This is a genomic window from Leucobacter sp. G161 (assembly GCF_001482305.1).
Classification (GTDB): Bacteria; Actinomycetota; Actinomycetes; order Actinomycetales; family Microbacteriaceae; genus Leucobacter.
This window is the reverse complement of sequence record NZ_LOHP01000074.1, coordinates 13,263-27,889: the sequence shown is the minus strand read 5'-3', so window position 1 is coordinate 27,889 and position 14,627 is coordinate 13,263. Positions and strand designations below refer to the sequence as shown.

Annotated in this window: 12 protein-coding genes; 3 read left to right on the top strand and 9 right to left on the bottom strand. The window is 66.3% G+C overall.

What is annotated here, in order from left to right; genetic code table 11:
• Positions 1–6: 6 nt before the first annotated feature.
• The 3 genes from AUL38_RS12515 to AUL38_RS12505 form a co-directional block, all read right to left on the bottom strand.
• Positions 7–1,356: an MFS transporter gene (locus AUL38_RS12515; RefSeq protein ID WP_059062712.1), complete on the bottom strand. Its 1,350-nt coding sequence runs from the start codon at positions 1,354–1,356 to the stop codon at positions 7–9.
• 214 nt (positions 1,357–1,570) lie between these two features.
• Complete coding sequence (locus AUL38_RS12510; protein ID WP_059062710.1) at positions 1,571–2,914, bottom strand: MFS transporter; 1,344 nt, start codon at positions 2,912–2,914, stop codon at positions 1,571–1,573.
• Positions 2,915–3,007: 93 nt separating this feature from the next.
• Entirely contained in the window at positions 3,008–4,654 is a 1,647-nt protein-coding gene (locus tag AUL38_RS12505) for a class I adenylate-forming enzyme family protein (protein ID WP_059062708.1), read from the bottom strand.
• A gap of 173 nt (positions 4,655–4,827) precedes the next feature.
• Between AUL38_RS12505 and AUL38_RS12500 the strand changes: the two genes are divergently transcribed.
• Positions 4,828–5,421 carry a TetR/AcrR family transcriptional regulator gene (locus tag AUL38_RS12500; RefSeq protein ID WP_059062706.1) on the top strand — a complete coding sequence of 198 codons (594 nt, stop codon included), beginning with the start codon at positions 4,828–4,830 and terminating at the stop codon, positions 5,419–5,421.
• Positions 5,422–5,478: 57 nt separating this feature from the next.
• On the opposite strand, the gene AUL38_RS12495 is transcribed toward AUL38_RS12500, so the two are convergent.
• The 5 genes from AUL38_RS12495 to AUL38_RS12475 all read right to left on the bottom strand — a co-directional run bounded on the left by AUL38_RS12495 (position 5,479) and on the right by AUL38_RS12475 (position 10,815).
• Positions 5,479–6,555, bottom strand: a complete 1,077-nt coding sequence (locus tag AUL38_RS12495; RefSeq protein ID WP_059062704.1) for a phosphotransferase family protein — start codon at positions 6,553–6,555, stop codon at positions 5,479–5,481.
• Positions 6,552–7,793 (bottom strand): acyl-CoA dehydrogenase family protein, encoded by a 1,242-nt coding sequence (locus AUL38_RS12490; protein WP_059062773.1) that lies wholly within the window; start codon positions 7,791–7,793, stop codon positions 6,552–6,554. The genes AUL38_RS12495 and AUL38_RS12490 overlap by 4 nt, the downstream gene beginning before the upstream one ends.
• Before the next feature lie 5 nt (positions 7,794–7,798).
• A complete protein-coding gene (locus AUL38_RS12485) occupies positions 7,799–8,575 on the bottom strand; it encodes an SDR family oxidoreductase (protein WP_059062772.1) in 777 nt (258 codons plus the stop codon).
• Positions 8,576–8,719: 144 nt separating this feature from the next.
• On the bottom strand, positions 8,720–9,388 hold the full coding sequence (locus AUL38_RS12480) for a response regulator transcription factor (RefSeq protein ID WP_059062702.1): 669 nt from the start codon (positions 9,386–9,388) through the stop codon (positions 8,720–8,722).
• Positions 9,385–10,815, bottom strand: a complete 1,431-nt coding sequence (locus AUL38_RS12475) for an ATP-binding protein (RefSeq protein WP_059062700.1) — start codon at positions 10,813–10,815, stop codon at positions 9,385–9,387. The genes AUL38_RS12480 and AUL38_RS12475 overlap by 4 nt, the downstream gene beginning before the upstream one ends.
• 113 nt (positions 10,816–10,928) lie before the next feature.
• Between AUL38_RS12475 and AUL38_RS12470 the strand changes: the two genes are divergently transcribed.
• Together AUL38_RS12470 and AUL38_RS12465 are read left to right on the top strand one after the other, a co-directional pair.
• Positions 10,929–12,542 carry a PspC domain-containing protein gene (locus AUL38_RS12470; RefSeq protein ID WP_059062699.1) on the top strand — a complete coding sequence of 538 codons (1,614 nt, stop codon included), beginning with the start codon at positions 10,929–10,931 and terminating at the stop codon, positions 12,540–12,542.
• A complete protein-coding gene (locus AUL38_RS12465; protein WP_059062696.1) occupies positions 12,539–12,952 on the top strand; it encodes a hypothetical protein in 414 nt (137 codons plus the stop codon). The genes AUL38_RS12470 and AUL38_RS12465 overlap by 4 nt, the downstream gene beginning before the upstream one ends.
• 8 nt (positions 12,953–12,960) lie before the next feature.
• Here the strand turns inward: AUL38_RS12465 and AUL38_RS12460 are convergent, their stop codons facing one another.
• A complete protein-coding gene (locus AUL38_RS12460) occupies positions 12,961–14,469 on the bottom strand; it encodes a sensor histidine kinase (protein WP_059062694.1) in 1,509 nt (502 codons plus the stop codon).
• Between the last annotated feature and the right edge of the window lie 158 nt (positions 14,470–14,627).

Genomic DNA, 14,627 nt, shown 5'->3' with positions numbered 1-14,627 from the left:
GTTCCGTTACTCGAAGCGCGCGCGGTCGATCCGGTCGAGCTCCTTGAGGTCGATGCCCTTCGTCTCGCGCAGTGACACGACCGCGATGAGCGTGATGCAGCAGGCGATCGCGAGATAGATCGCGATCGGCACGCTGGACCCCGTCCGCTTGAGCAGCTCAGCGGCGATGATCGGTGCGACGGAGCCCGCGACGATCGAGGTGACCTGGTACCCGAGCGACACCCCGGAGTAGCGCATCCGCGTCGGGAACATCTCGGCCATAATCGCCGGCTGTCCGGCGTACATCATGCCGTGGCAGACCAGGCCGATCACGATTGCGCTCACGATCACGACCGTGTTCTCCGTCTCGAACATCGGGAAGGCGATGAAGCCCCAGCCGGCCGAGAGCGCCGCGCCAAGCCCGTAGACCACCCGTCGGCCAATAATGTCTGCGAGGCGTCCAATGAGCGGGATCACGATGAACTGCACCGCGTGAGCGATGAGCAGGAAGCCGAGAATCGGCGTCGTTTCCATGCCCACGTGGATCGAGAGATACGTGATCGAAAACGTCACGACGAGGTAGTACATGATGTTCTCCGCGAACCGGAGCCCCATTGCCGTGAACACCTGTCGGGGGTAATAGCGGAAGACCTCGACGAGACCGTTCGTGCGCTTCTCGGTGACGACCTCGATCGCCTGCGACTCGGTGAAGATCGGGGCGTCAGTCACCTTGGTGCGAACGTAGTAGCCGACAGCGACAATAACGACCGACAGCCAGAAGCCGATCCGCCAGCCCCACGACAGGAACTGCTCGTCGGTGAGCACACCCGAGAGCACCCACAGCACGATCGTCGCAAGGAGGTTGCCGAGCGGGAGCGCAGCCTGCGGCCAGCTTGCCCAGAAGCCGCGACTCTCCTTCGGTGCGTGCTCGGCAACGAGCAGCACGGCGCCGCCCCACTCGCCGCCGACCGCGAAGCCCTGGAAGAACCGCAGCGTGACGAGGAGCGCCGGCGCCCAGTAGCCAATGGTCTGGAAGGTCGGCAGGCAGCCCATCAAGAACGTACTCACGCCCACCATAATGATGGCGACCTGGAGGAGATTCTTCCGGCCGTATTTGTCCCCGAAGTAGCCGAAGACGACGCCGCCAAGCGGGCGCGCGATGAATCCGACCGCGTAGGTCACGAAGGCTGCGATGACCCCGTCGAGGGGCTCGTCGGTCTGCGGGAAGAAGATGAGGTTGAAGACGAGCGTTGCCGCCGACGTGTACAGAAAGAACTCGTACCACTCGACGACAGTGCCCGCCATCGAAGCGACGACGACCCTCCTGAGTGCCCCCATCTTTCCAGTGGGTTCTGTGCGCTGCGTATCTACCGACATTGCTACCTCCTTGTAGCTCAGACCAACGTCCACGTCTTCACCGAACGTGAGTTCAGTCCCATCGTGGTGGACACCGATGCACCCCGCAACGCCTCTTACCGCACGGCTCATGCGCAAATATGCACACTTGGCCCGGCTGCCTGTGCGCACCACGCGCAAGGGCTGGGACGATCTTCGATCGCCCCAGCCCTCCGGTTCTCTACCTGCGCAGTCGTTACACCTTGCTGAGGTCGATGCCCCGTGTTTCCGGCATCCGGGTCACCGCGATGAACGTGACGCAGCACAGAACAATGACGTAGACGTTGGACATCCACCCCAGGTCGAGGCTGTTGAACAGCTGGTTCAGGTAGGGAGCCGACCCACCGAAGACCGCAACCGAGAAGCCGTAGGCAATACCGATGTTCCGCGTGCGTGTTGCCGTTGGGAACAGCTCTGACATGTAGCTCGACAGGAGAGCCCCGGCGGCGCCGACGATGAGCAGCGCGATTGCGGCGGCCACGAACAGTGTCCACGCCTGGTCACTGATGAGGCTCATGAGCGGGAACTGGGCGACCGCCATCGCGATCGCAAAGCCGTACAGCAGTGGCTTGCGCCCGATTCGGTCCGAGAGCTTGCCCCAGAACGGCAGTGCCACGCAGGCGATGACCTGGGCGAGCACGATTGCCCAGTAGGCGGACTGCGTCGGCATTCCACGCTCGACAATCGCATACGTCGAGACGTACGAGCTCCAGGTGTAGTGCGCGGCGGTGATTCCGGTCACCATCGCGACAAGCAACAGTACTGCGGTGAGCTGGCTCTTCGGCCGCCCCGCAATGGCGGCGGCGGTCATCTTCGTTGCCGGCTCCCCGTCGTCGACGAGCAGTTCCTGCACCGCCTCTTCAGCGAACACCTCAGACTCGATCATGTTGCGGCGCAGCCACAGGGCGACGAGCGCGAGTACCGCCCCGAGGAGGAAGGGAATCCGCCAGCCCCACGCGGCAACCTCGGACTCCGCGAGCACGTTGGTGATCGCGCCGCCGAGCGTGTAGGCGATGATCGTGCCACCAAAGATCGCGATAAAGACGACGCTGCCCCACTGGCCGCGCTTATGCCGGGGTGCGATCTCGGCGATGTAGGAGTTCGCGGTCGCCGATTCTCCGCCGTGCGCGAAGCCTTGGATCATGCGTGCGAGCAGGAGGCCGACGGAAGCCCAGATGCCCACCTGCGAGTATGAGGGCATGAGCCCGATGGCGACCGAGGCGATCGCCATGGACAGCATGGTGGTCACGAGCACAAATTTGCGCCCCTTTCGGTCGGCGATGATGCCGAACAGCAGCCCTCCGAGCGGACGCATGAGGAAGCCGACCGCGAACACCGCAAAGGTCGCCAGCAGCGCAGAGACGGGGTTGTCGGGGTTGAACATCATGCCCGCGATGAACGGCGCGAATACGGCGTATGCGCTCCATTCGTACCATTCAAGGACCTGGCCGACGCTGCTCGCGACCATTGATTTCCGATGAGCGGCACTCACCTGGTGCTTCGAGGTACCTGTCCGGCCCTCTGCTGTCTGCGTAGTCATCACACTGCTCCTTTGCATCTGTTGACTGTGATCCGCGCCAGCTGGCGGGATCGTTGGGGTGCGCGGGCTGGCCTGCGGCCGAGCTTCGCTGGGTTACTCGCGCAGTGCGAGACGCTGTATTTTGCCTGTTGCGGTCTTGGGGAGGTCGTCGAGGATCACGACTTCGCGTGGCGCCTTGTAGCTTGCGAGTTTCTGCTTCACCGATACGCGAATCTGCTCGGGTGTCGCGTCGCTGCCGGCCTGCAACGAGACGAAGGCGATGACTTCTTCGCCGCTGTATGAATTCGCCCTGCCAATCACCGCGGCCTCACGTACTCCGGGGAACTCGTAGAGCACGTCTTCGACCTCGCGCGGCCAGACTTTGTAGCCGGACACATTGATCTGGTCCTTTTTGCGGTCGACAAGGTACACCCAGCCGTCACCATCAACGAAGGCGATGTCCCCGGTTTTTAGCCAGCCTTCGACAAGCGTTGCCGCGGTCGCCTCCGGCTTGTTGAGGTACTCGGAGGTGATACTCGGCCCACTGATTTCAAGCTCGCCGAGCGTACCCGCCGTAGCGAGTCTGCCCTCCGCGTCGCGGATCCGCACACGGACGCCCGACATCGGCAGCCCGATTGCGAGCGTGCCGGTGGCGTCGTCGACCGGCGCCTCACGCGTCACGGGCACCGCGATGCAGGCCGAGGCCGTCTCGGTCATGCCGTAGACGTTGCGAATGTAGTGGCCGAAGCGTTGCGCGAATCGCTCGACAGTTTTCGGCGGCACCGGGGCGCCCCCGGAGAACACTGTGCGTAGCGAGCGCATCTCGGCCACACCGCCGTGCGGCAAGTCGAGGAGCGCGTTGTACGCGGTGATGGATCCGCAGATGTGGTGAACCTCGTAGTCAGTGACGGCCTCGATGAAGTGTTCGGGAGTGAGTCGGCCGATGAACACAAGCTCGGCTCCAGACACCAGCGCCATCGTTGCGGTCGCCACCGCGCCGGTGATGTGAAAGAGGGGTGCGACCGCGAGCACCCGCTCCCCGGGTGCGACGTCGAACCACTGCCGCGTCGCCTCGGCGGTCGCGAGCAGGTTCCGGTGCGTCGCGATGGCGCCCTTCGGGTCACCGGTGGTGCCCGAAGTGTAGGTGAGCAGCGCTGGGCTCTCTGCCGATACCTGGACGGGGCGGGGCATCTGCCCTCGGTGGGCGTTGATGAGCCCGAACAGGTCGTTCGATGCCAGCGCTCCGGGCATCGGCCTGCCGAGCTCCCCTGGGACGCGGTTGTCTCGGTCTGTCACCTCGTAGTCGCGGGTGGTGAGCACCCAGGCCGGGGCGAGGTCGCCCAGTTCGCGCATGGTTTCCTCGACGACGCCCGTAGTCCCCACGATCCCGACCGGACGCGCGTCAGCGAGAATCGTGGTGAGTTCCCGGAGCTTGTACATCGGGTTCAGCACCAACGCGACTGCACCAAGCCGCCAGAGTGCGAGCTGCACGAGCGGGAACTGGGGGATGTTCTGCAGTTGGATGCCGACGATGTCGCCCGGCCGCACGCCCTTCCCTTGGAGCCCTGCGGCGAGCGCGTTGGCAGCCGCATCCACGGTGCTCGCGGAGTAGGTCGAACCGAAGTACCGCATGGCTACCCCGTTGGGGTCGTTGGCGAGTCTGCTCTGCCACGCCTCGGTGAGCGTGTGGTGGGCGAGGTCCAACCCGGGGGTGACGTGGTCGGGGTACCACTGATGCCATCGTTCCAGCGCGTCGATCATCGTTGATCCTTACCTGCAATCCAATACGTCTCGTGCGGGATGATGCCCCGCCACACGCACCGACCGATCACTCGCTCGGTCGATACGTTTATTGTAATCACCACTCAGCCGCGGAAGCAACCCCCGGCCGCGCCCAGTTGCGCCCGAGCCCGCGGCATGCAATTCTGACACTCATGACCGAGTCCCACTTCCCGCAGCCCATCGTGTTTGACACCTGCTGCAGCGCTGCCCTCGCTTGCTTCGTGCGGAACGGCTTTCACGGAACCTCGATTCGCGAGATCGCGAGCGAGGCTGGCCTCTCGGTCCCCGGCCTGTATCATCACTACCCGTCGAAGGCGGCGCTGCTCGAGAAGCTCTGTGAGGTCTCGATGCACGAGCTGCACACCGCACTCATCCTGGCGCGGGAGTCGGCGACAACGACGCTCGGACGCTTCGATGCCCTCGTCGCGTGCTTGCTTGAGTTCCACGCGGAGTTCGGCGAAGTGGCCTTCGTTACCTACAGCGAGATCCGTTCGCTCCAGCCCGAGCCCCGCGAACAGCACATCGCGTCTCGCCGCGGCGTCGAGCAATACTTGATTGACGCCGTCACGGACGGAGCTGCCGAGGGCATCTTTGCGACGCCGGAACCGCGCCATGTCGCACGCGCCATCACGCACATCTGCTTGGGCGTTGCTCAGTGGTTTCGGCACGGTGGGCCGCTCAGCGTGGACGAGATCGTCGGCATCTACACCGAGATCAGTCGAGACACCGCCCGATACGTCCGATAGCCTCGGCTGCGCCCGCTCTCGCGTTCGCGGCCGAGGCCCGGATCGTGGCACACCGCGTTACCGCGTGAGGGCCCTCGCGGTCTCGAGGATCTGCGGCACCGCGTCTTCCAGCGTGTGCGCAAAGCTGTCGCCTGGTCGCTCTCCAGCGCGCCACCGAGTATAGATCGCTTCGAGAAATACCGAGGATTTCCAGAGAGCGAGCGTCTGGTACCACCGCAGGTCACTGACGTCGAGGCCGGTTCCGAGCGCATACCGCTCCACGAGCTCGTCCCGGGTGAGATAGCCGTCCTGTCTGGTCGCGCTCGTGAGTTCCATCACCGTGCCCTGCGATGTCCGGTCACTATAGGTCGCGACGAGATACCCCAGATCGGCGAGCGGGTCACCGAGGGCAGCCATCTCCCAGTCGAGAACCGCGAGCACACGGGGCGGCCCCTCGTGCCGAAACATCACGTTTCCGAAGCGGTAGTCGCCGTGGACGAGTGCCACGCGCTGTGGGGCGGGGAGATGTCGCTCGAGCCACTGCGAGAGCTCGGCCTGGAGCGGTAGCTCTCGCCGCGACACCTGCCCGGCGAGGCTCGTGAAGGTCTTCACTTGACGCTCCAGATACCCCTCGGGGCGGCCGAATGATCCGAGCCCTGCCCGCTCCAGATTGACACCGTGCAGCTCGACGAGCGTGTCCACGAGCGCCTGAGAGGCCCGCCTGCGCCCCTCGACGGTGTCGAAGGCCGCGGGCGTTGTATCGAGCACGATCGCACCGTCGAGGTACTCCATGAGATAGAACGGGACCCCAAGCACATCGGGGTCCTCACACACCGCGAGAATCCGGGGCACCGGAGCACCCACGCGGTGCAAGCCCTGCTGCACCGTCGCCTCGCGAATCATGTCGTGCGTGGACTTGGGCAGGGGCGGCCTGGGGCCGCGACGCAGCACCACACGCTCGCCTGAGCGCTCGATGAGGTAGGTAATGTTCGACTGGCCGTCACCGATCCGCTGCCAGGAGAGCGCCCCCTCCCCGATCCCGTGGGCATCGAGGAAGGCGGCGACCCGGTCAAGCACGAGCAGTGGCGGCATCGGGAGGTCAGCGGCGTCTTCGATCGTTGCGACGACCTCGATCCCGTCGGCGAGCGCGATCACTGCTGACCCCAGAGGTCCTCGCCGTGCTCGTCAACGACGTCGCGGCGGGGCTCCCCCGCTTCGACCTCACGTCGGCGTCGCGAGGAGGCTCGGCGGGAGATCGCCCATTTGTGGGTCTCGTTTGAGCCGTCGTAAATGCGGAAGGGCCGCACCTCGTTCGCATACGAGGCGAGGGGCAGCGCGTCGGTGACCCCGTCACCACCGCAGAGCTGGATCGCTCGGTCGATGATCCGGCCGATCGCATCGGAGCAGTGCACTTTTGCGATGCCTGAGAGCGCTGCTCCGGCCTTCGGATCACGTTCGAGCATCACGGCAGTGCGGTCGATGATCGCTTCGGACGTCGCGATGTCGATCTCGGACTGCGCGAGCATGTCCTGCGCAATGCCGAGTTCGCGCAGCTGCGACCCAAACAGCTCACGGTGCCCGGCCCGATCCAGCGCGATGTCCTGCGCGCGCTTGGCGAGGCCGAGCCAGCGCATGCAGTGCGTGAGCCTCGCCGGCCCCAGGCGCACCTGCGCGTATGCGAAGCCTTCGCCCGGTGCGCCAAGCACCGCGTCGTCGGGGACAACGCACTCCTCGAAGTAGACGTGCGGGTGTCCGCCCGCGATAGCGGTGTCGATCGCGTTGATCGGGTTTCCGATGCGCACGCCCGGATGGTCCATGTCGATGAGGAACATTGTCGCCCCGGCCGGGAAGCCCTCGGTCTCGACAGCTTCGGTGCGCGCCATCAAGATGCAGTATGCCGCTCCCTCCGCACCACTGATGAAGCGCTTGTGCGCGTTGATCTTCCAGCCGCCGGCGACGCGTTCGGCCGACGATTGGAGGGCGAGCGGGTCAGACCCGGCGCCCGGGTGCGGCTCGGTCATGCCGAAGCAGGAACGAACATCCCCCGCGCCGAGCGGCCGGAGGTATCGTTCCTTCTGATCCTCGGTCGCGATGAGCTCGAGCATATGCATGTTGCCCTCATCCGGCGCCATGCAGTTGAGCACGGCAGGCCCGATCGGCGAGTACCCGGCCTCGATGAAGATCGCGGGCCAGTGCTCAAGTGGCACGCCCTGCCCACCGTATTCGACAGCGAGGTGCGGCGCGAACACACCGGCGCGCTTCGCCTGCGCCATAAGGTCGAGACGGGTGTCATGGTCGAGGGTGGTGCCCGGCTTCGGTTCGGCCGGGATCACGACCGTGCGAATGAACTCGCGTGTCCGCAGCCGGAGCGCTTCAAATGGTTCGGGAAGCATGGTGGTCACGCTGCACCTCCTGTGGCGAGCAAGCCGCCGTCGAGAACGAGTGTTTGCCCCGAAACCCACGAGGCATCGGGTGAGACGAGATAGGCGACAGCGCCCGCGATGTCTTCCGGGGTACCCAGTCGCTGCATGGGGTAGCCGGCGGCAACGTCGGCCTCGCGCCCCTCATACAGCGCCTTCGCGAAGTCGGTTTTCACCACGGCCGGCGCGACGGCGTTGACGCGCACGTCCGGGCCGAGCTCGGCGGCCAGGGTCGTCGTCAGGTGCATCACCGCAGCCTTGGTCACGCCATACATGCCGATCCCGGGCGAGGGTGTCTTCCCTGTCACCGAGGAGAGGTTCACGATGGAACCGCCGTGCCCGGCGAAGCCGAGTGTCGGGTGGTGGTACGCCGCCTGCGCCCAGGCGAGCATCGACACGACGTTCACCTCGATGATCTTTCGGGCGGCGCCGAGATCGACGTCGATGAGCTTGCCATAGATCGGGTTGATGCCGGCGTTATTCACGAGCACGTCGAGCCGTCCCCACTGGGAGGCGACGCGATCCATCACCTCGGCCCGGTGGTCTGGGTCATCGGCTTTGCCAGGTACGACCATCACCTGCCCTTCCGGGAGGGTCTGCGCTGCATCGCGCAGTGCATCTTCGGTGCGCGCGGTGATGCAGACCTTCGCGCCGTCGGCGGCGAGCCGAGCCGCGATTGCGAGGCCAATTCCTCGGCTTGCCCCGGTGACAATCGCCACCTTGCCCGCGAGCGGGAGCGTACTGCTGTGTGTCATCTCAAACTCCATCGTCATTGAAAGAACGGTGACCCACCCTCTCGGGCCGACCGATCACTCGCTCGGTACTCACTGTAGTCCGAGGAGCTTTCTCCACACAAGTTTCCAAGTCGCCGCCCCACGATTGCGTGGCGGCTACCGCCCCTACAGCAGGCGCTTCGAGAGCGCCCAAGCTGTGAGCTCGTGGCGGTTAGACAGCTGCAGCTTTCGCAGCACACTGGAAACGTGCGTCTCCACCGTCTTCACCGAGAGGAACAGCTCCGCCGCGACCTCCTTGTACGCATATCCGCGCGCGATCATACGCATGACCTCCTGTTCGCGTGCGGTCAAACGATCGAGCTCGTCATCCGCCGCAGCGGTCTCGCCGAGACCCGTCCCGAACGCGTCGAGCACGAACCCAGCGAGGCGCGGCGAAAAGACTGCGTCGCCTCCCCGCACGCGCAGCGCCGCCGCCGTCACCTCGGCACCGGAAGCAGTCTTCGTCAGGTACCCACGCGCGCCCGCGCGGATCACGCTCACCACATCGTCGGCAGCATCAGAGACGCTGAGCGCGAGAAACCTCGTCGTTGCTGAGGTTCCAACCAGCCGCTGCAACACCTCCGCACCGCCCCCGCCCGAGCCGCCTGGCAGATGCACATCGAGCAGCACGACGTCTGGCGCGAGACCGGGAATGAGCTCCACCGCCTCGTCGACCGTCGCGGCCTCGCCGACCACCTCAACCTCGGGGCCGAGCTCGGCGCGGAGCCCGGTGCGGAAAATCTGGTGATCGTCAACGATGACCACGCGGATCCGCCCGCCGTTCGAATCGCTCACGATGTCGCCCCTGTCTCTGCGTCGCCCGCAGGATTCATTTTCAGTTCACGCGGCATCTCGAGCCGCACCGAGGTCCCGCTGCCGCCAGGCCCGGGCACAATCTTCGCAGTTCCGCCTGCGTGTGACATGCGCCCAAGGATCGAATCTCGCACGCCCATGCGCCCCTCGGGGAGGTTTCCCGGGTCGAGACCTGGGCCGCGATCGGTGATATCAATGGACACCCGAACGGGTGTCACCTCCGCGAACACCGTCACCTCTCCCCCGGCGTGCTGCGCGGCGTTCAACATGGCTTCCTTCGCCGCGGCGACGATCGGCTCGGGGACGGCAACCTCGGCGCCCACACCGACCGTCTCGAATCGCACAGCGTGAGTGTCCTCGAGAGCGGCGGCGTGTGCCCGCAGTTCCTCCAGCGCGGTCTCGCGCGGCGCGGCGCTTCCGCCGTCCGCAGCCCGGAACAGCCACTCACGCAGCTCACGTTCCTGACCGCGCGCGATGCGGGCCACCTCGCTGCCCGGTTCAGACCGCTGCTGAATGAGCGCGAGCGTCTGCAGCACCGAGTCGTGCAGGTGGGCGGCGATCTCCGAGCGTTCCGCTTCTCGCGCCCGGCCGGCACGCTCGGCCACGAGCTCGCGATTGAGCCTGAGCAGCCACGGCGCAATCGCGAGCGCGACACCAGCGAGCGCAGCGAGGGCAGCTGCGATCACCGTCCACACGCTCGGGTTCTCCGCGGTGACAAAAAACATGAGCACCCCGACCGCGACGAGCGCGAGGGCACCCAGTACGCGCGGCACCTGGTTCGCGTCCGGCCGGTTCCGGTCGGCAATCTGCCACCAGGTCAGTCCAACGCCAACGAGCACCGCCAGGCCGGGCAGAATAATCGAGAGCCGAAGCTCAACCCCGAACCGCTGCACCACAAACAGCACCCCGACAAGCAGGAGGCACGCCCCGAACAGCAGCTCGGCAACGGGCCACCGGCTGATCCTCGCGGCTCGCGCGTCGACGGCAGGAACCTCCGTGTGCGGGGCCTGCTGCCCTGCGGCGAGCGCGGAAGCAGGTGGAGGTACGGGCGCAGGGCTCACGGGTCGCGCCGGCTGCTGCGGCAGCACGCGGGCAACCGCGGCTGCGTTCTCGCGGGCATTCGATGTCGCCGGAGGCTGCGTGGGGACGGAGACGGGTTGAGCAGGTTTGGTGAGCGCGCTGCGCAGCGGCGCGACGCCCCCCGCAGCCGTGTCGAGCGGAACCGTTCCCCAGAGCCAGAGGTACAGCAGTACCCCGGCCCCACCGGCGAGCACCAGAGCGAGCATCACGATCCGCACGGACATCACCGGCACGCGCAGGTGCTCAGCGAGCCCCCCGCAGACCCCGGCGAGGAGGCGTTCCGAGGTCGAGCGCGTGAGGGTGCGCGACGGCGGTTGTGTGCTGATCATGTCTCCATCCAAGCACCCTCAGCTCGTTCGCAGGGCCCTCAGGGGGAGGAACCAGGGTTCGATCAGGGTGAACCCCCATAGCCCACTTCGTTCGGCCAGGGCAGACTCGAAGTATGAACGAGACACCTCCTCCCTCAGGGGCCGCCCCGACCGGCGCTCCACAGAACGCGCCGTTCGGTGCCGGCTTCTTCACTTGGATTCGCGGGCTCGGCATCGGCCGCGGCGGCGACCGCTGGTTCGCTGGTGTCGCCGGCGGTATCGCCATGCGCGCCGGCATCGACCCGATCATTGTGCGCGGCATCTTCGTCGTGCTCGCCGTACTCGGTGGCCCCGGCATCGTGCTCTACCTCGCCGGCTGGCTGCTGCTGCCGGACCAGGGCGGGCGCATCCACCTTGAGGAGGTATTCCGGGGGCGAGCGGGGACCGCGGCGGTAGTAGCTACTGTCGCGGTCGGAGTCTTCGTAGTGCTGCCAGTCTTCTTCCGCGTGCTCGGAATCACCGCGTTCGGAGGTTGGAGCCTCTGGAACGCAGTCGGCGTGCCCGACTGGATGTCGACAACGGTCGCCGTGATCGTCTGGATCGGGGTCATTGCCGCGGCGGGATTCCTCGTGAGCCGACTCGTGCTGCAGCACGGACGCAAGGTCCGCGAGGAGACCGCGCCGCCCACAACGTTCTCGGCGCCCGCGTCCCCGTCTGAGGGAGCGCAAGCAGGCGCCACGCCGACTGCCGACCACACCGCGCAAACCGCTCCAACCGCGCCCGCGCAGGATTGGACTCAGCGGCTCACTGCGGGCGCCGAGCGCGCCGGCGAACAGGCCACGCGGTGGAGTGAAGACGTCGGCAAGCAGGCGGACGACTGGAGTGCCAGGTACGCCGAGCAGCACGAACTCACGAAGCTGGGGGCGGCCCACGTCGTCATCACGCTCGCCCTTGCCCTGCTCGCGGCGGGCGGGGCAGCCTTCATCGCCTTCGATATGCAGTTGAACGCTGGCCTCGTCCTCACCGCGGCATTGCTCGGCGCAACTGCGGTGCTGGCGGTTTCACTGATCGTCGCTGGCATCCGTGGCCGGCGGACCGGCTGGGTCGGGTTCCTCGCGGCCTGCGGCGTAGTCGCGTTGCTCTTCACTTCGGTGCTCCCGCCAGGAAGTAAGTTCCAGCCGTTTGGCACCATTGGCGTCAGCACGACCGCGCCCGCTACTGTGCTGCTCGCTGGGAAGAGCGAGGTCGACCTCACCGCCCTTGACGCGAGCGGCGGAACCCACAACCTTGATGTGTGGCAGGTCGCGGGCAAGTCTGTGATCACGCTGCCTGCGTCGGAGCCGGTCGTGCTCACGGTGCGGCTGCTTGCCGGCACCGTCGACGCGTTGGAAGTCACCCACGACACGGCTACCCTCGCTGGCCCGTTCGTGTCACGCACCTTCGACACTCGCGTGAGCGATTCCGAGGAAGCCACTCGCGTCACCGTCTATATGCTCGCGGGCAGCGTGCACGTACGGGATGCGCCCAACGCCGCACCGCGTGAGCGCGCGGCGGGTGCACGCGGCACGAATGACGTGTCGTACGCGGAACTCGGCGAGGAGCTCGGCGAACTACGCGAGCAGGCCGGTGAGCTCCGCGGCGAACTCAAAGAGCCCGGGATCAGCGAAGTGCGAGAGGAACGTCTGCAGAATACGCTTGACTTCACCCTCGACGAGATCGCAAAGCTAGAGAAGGAGCTCGCACGATGAGCACCGATCAGACCTCAGAGCCGCAGCCCCCGGCGCAGAAGCCCGCGGCGCAGCAGCCCGCCGTGCCGATGCCTGCGGGGCCCATAGCGGCGGAGCCCATGCCGGCCGAACCCATGCCGGCCGAACCCATGCCGTCGGAGCCGCAGTTCACGACGCAACAGCCCACGGTCGCCCAGCCCACGGTCGCCCAGCCCACGGCACCGCAGCGTCCCCAGAAGGCGAGCCCGCGCACCAGCCCAATCGTGTGGGGTGCACTCATTCTCGTGTTCTGCGCCTACGTGGCGGTGCGCGCCGTTGGCGGATCCGTGGACCCAACCGCGTGGCTCATCACCACGATTCTGGGCCTCGGAATCCTGCTCCTCGGCGTCGGCGTCGCGGTCCTCGTCCGAGGATCACGCGACCGCCAATAGCCGAAACCCTAGCGTTCGACCTTCGGGATCGGCCGCGTCTGCGCTGCGAGCCAGTGCAACGGAATATCGATCGCCACTCGGGTGCCGCCGGCAACGTCGGCGCCCCAGTGGATCGATCCGCCCAGCTCGCCTTCGATGAGCGTGCGCACAATCTGCGTGCCGAGCCCGTCTCCGACGGTGCCGCCGGGGAGGCCCGTGCCGGTATCGATGACCTCGACAGTGAGCCGCTCCGGGGTACGATCCGCACGAATGAAGACCTCACCCTCGCGGCCCGCGAGCCCGTGCTCCACCGCGTTCGTCACGATCTCGGTGAGCGCGAGTGCGAGCGGCGTCGCATACTCGGAGGGTAGCTCCCCGAAGGAGCCCTCCTTGCGCGGATGCACGGTGGTGCCGTGCAGGCTCGCGACCTCCGCGGCCAGCCCGAGCACGCGTTCGAAGACGACGTCGAAGTCGACGATCTGCGCGAGGCCCGTCGAGAGCGTGTCGTGCACGACGGCGATTGCCGCAACACGGCGCATCGCCTGACCGAGCACCTGCTTCGCTTCCTCGCTGCGAGCACGGCGTGCCTGCACGCGCAGCAACGAGGCCACAGTCTGCAGGTTGTTCTTCACGCGGTGGTGGATCTCACGAATCGTCGCGTCCTTGGTGATGAGCTCCTGAGCCTGCTGTCGCAGCTCGCTCACGTCCCGGGTGAGGATCACGCCGCCGATTCGCTCACCGTCACGGTAGACGGGGATCGAACGCATCGCGACCGAGAGCCCGCGCGCGAAGATCTCGGTGCGCTTGGCGACCTTACCCTGGCTGATGAGCGGGAGAGACTCGTTCGTGTCGAACTGCCCCTTGAGCACTTCGGAGAGCACCTCGGAGAAGTTCTGATCTTCGATCTCGTCGCGGTAGCCGAGCATCGTGAAGGTGGTCTGCGTGTTCGGGCTCACAAACGTCGCGATGCCCTCGAGGTTCACGCGCACGAGGCCGTCGGTCGCGCGCGGGGCGCCCTGCTGGCCGCCCATGCCGCCCGGGTTCGGGAATGCGCCGGTCTGGATCATGCCGAGCAGATCGCCTGCGACCTCGCGGAACGAGGCTGCGATGCGCGACGCATGCTGGGTGTCGTGCGCCGTCGTGTGCACCGTCGCGACCGCGAACGGGCCGATGACGTTGCCCTGGCTGTCGCGCCTGCTGATCGAGTACGCGGTGAGCTTCATCGGGTTCTCTTCGTACCAGGCCGGTGACGTCGAAGCAGCAGGCTGGCCCGTTTCGAGAGCCTGCTCAACGACCTCGCGCCACTCCGGGCGGAGGAAGTCACCAATCACGTCGCGATAGAACAGCGTGATGTAGCCGGCAGGCCGGCTGTGGGCGACGGCGAGGTAGTCGCCATTATCCGAGGGCACCCAGAGCACCACATCGCTGAGCGCGACGTCCGCGAGCAGCGGAAGGTCGAGCGCGAGCAGCTCTAGCCACTCGAGCTCCTCTCCGGTGAGATCCGAGTACTTCGTTGCAAGGTTTCGAAGGGTTGCCACGCTCTAAGCCTAGGGCACGTCGCCGATATCCCCTGACGACCTGACGGTTCGGTACCAGGCAGCAGAACACCGGAGCGAATGCGACCCTTGACCCGCGATAATGCGGCGCACGTAACGTGGGCTTTCACATATCCAGCCGCGGAGTGGGGGCTGCGGAC

Coding starts and splice junctions, on each gene's coding strand:
- AUL38_RS12510 (WP_059062710.1), bottom strand. CDS start 2,914: ATGACTACGCAGACAGCAGAGGGCCGGACAGGTACCTCGAAGCACCAG.
- AUL38_RS12515 (WP_059062712.1), bottom strand. CDS start 1,356: ATGTCGGTAGATACGCAGCGCACAGAACCCACTGGAAAGATGGGGGCA.
- AUL38_RS12465 (WP_059062696.1), top strand. CDS start 12,539: ATGAGCACCGATCAGACCTCAGAGCCGCAGCCCCCGGCGCAGAAGCCC.
- AUL38_RS12505 (WP_059062708.1), bottom strand. CDS start 4,654: ATGATCGACGCGCTGGAACGATGGCATCAGTGGTACCCCGACCACGTC.
- AUL38_RS12475 (WP_059062700.1), bottom strand. CDS start 10,815: ATGATCAGCACACAACCGCCGTCGCGCACCCTCACGCGCTCGACCTCG.
- AUL38_RS12470 (WP_059062699.1), top strand. CDS start 10,929: ATGAACGAGACACCTCCTCCCTCAGGGGCCGCCCCGACCGGCGCTCCA.
- AUL38_RS12500 (WP_059062706.1), top strand. CDS start 4,828: ATGACCGAGTCCCACTTCCCGCAGCCCATCGTGTTTGACACCTGCTGC.
- AUL38_RS12485 (WP_059062772.1), bottom strand. CDS start 8,575: ATGACACACAGCAGTACGCTCCCGCTCGCGGGCAAGGTGGCGATTGTC.
- AUL38_RS12490 (WP_059062773.1), bottom strand. CDS start 7,793: ATGCTTCCCGAACCATTTGAAGCGCTCCGGCTGCGGACACGCGAGTTC.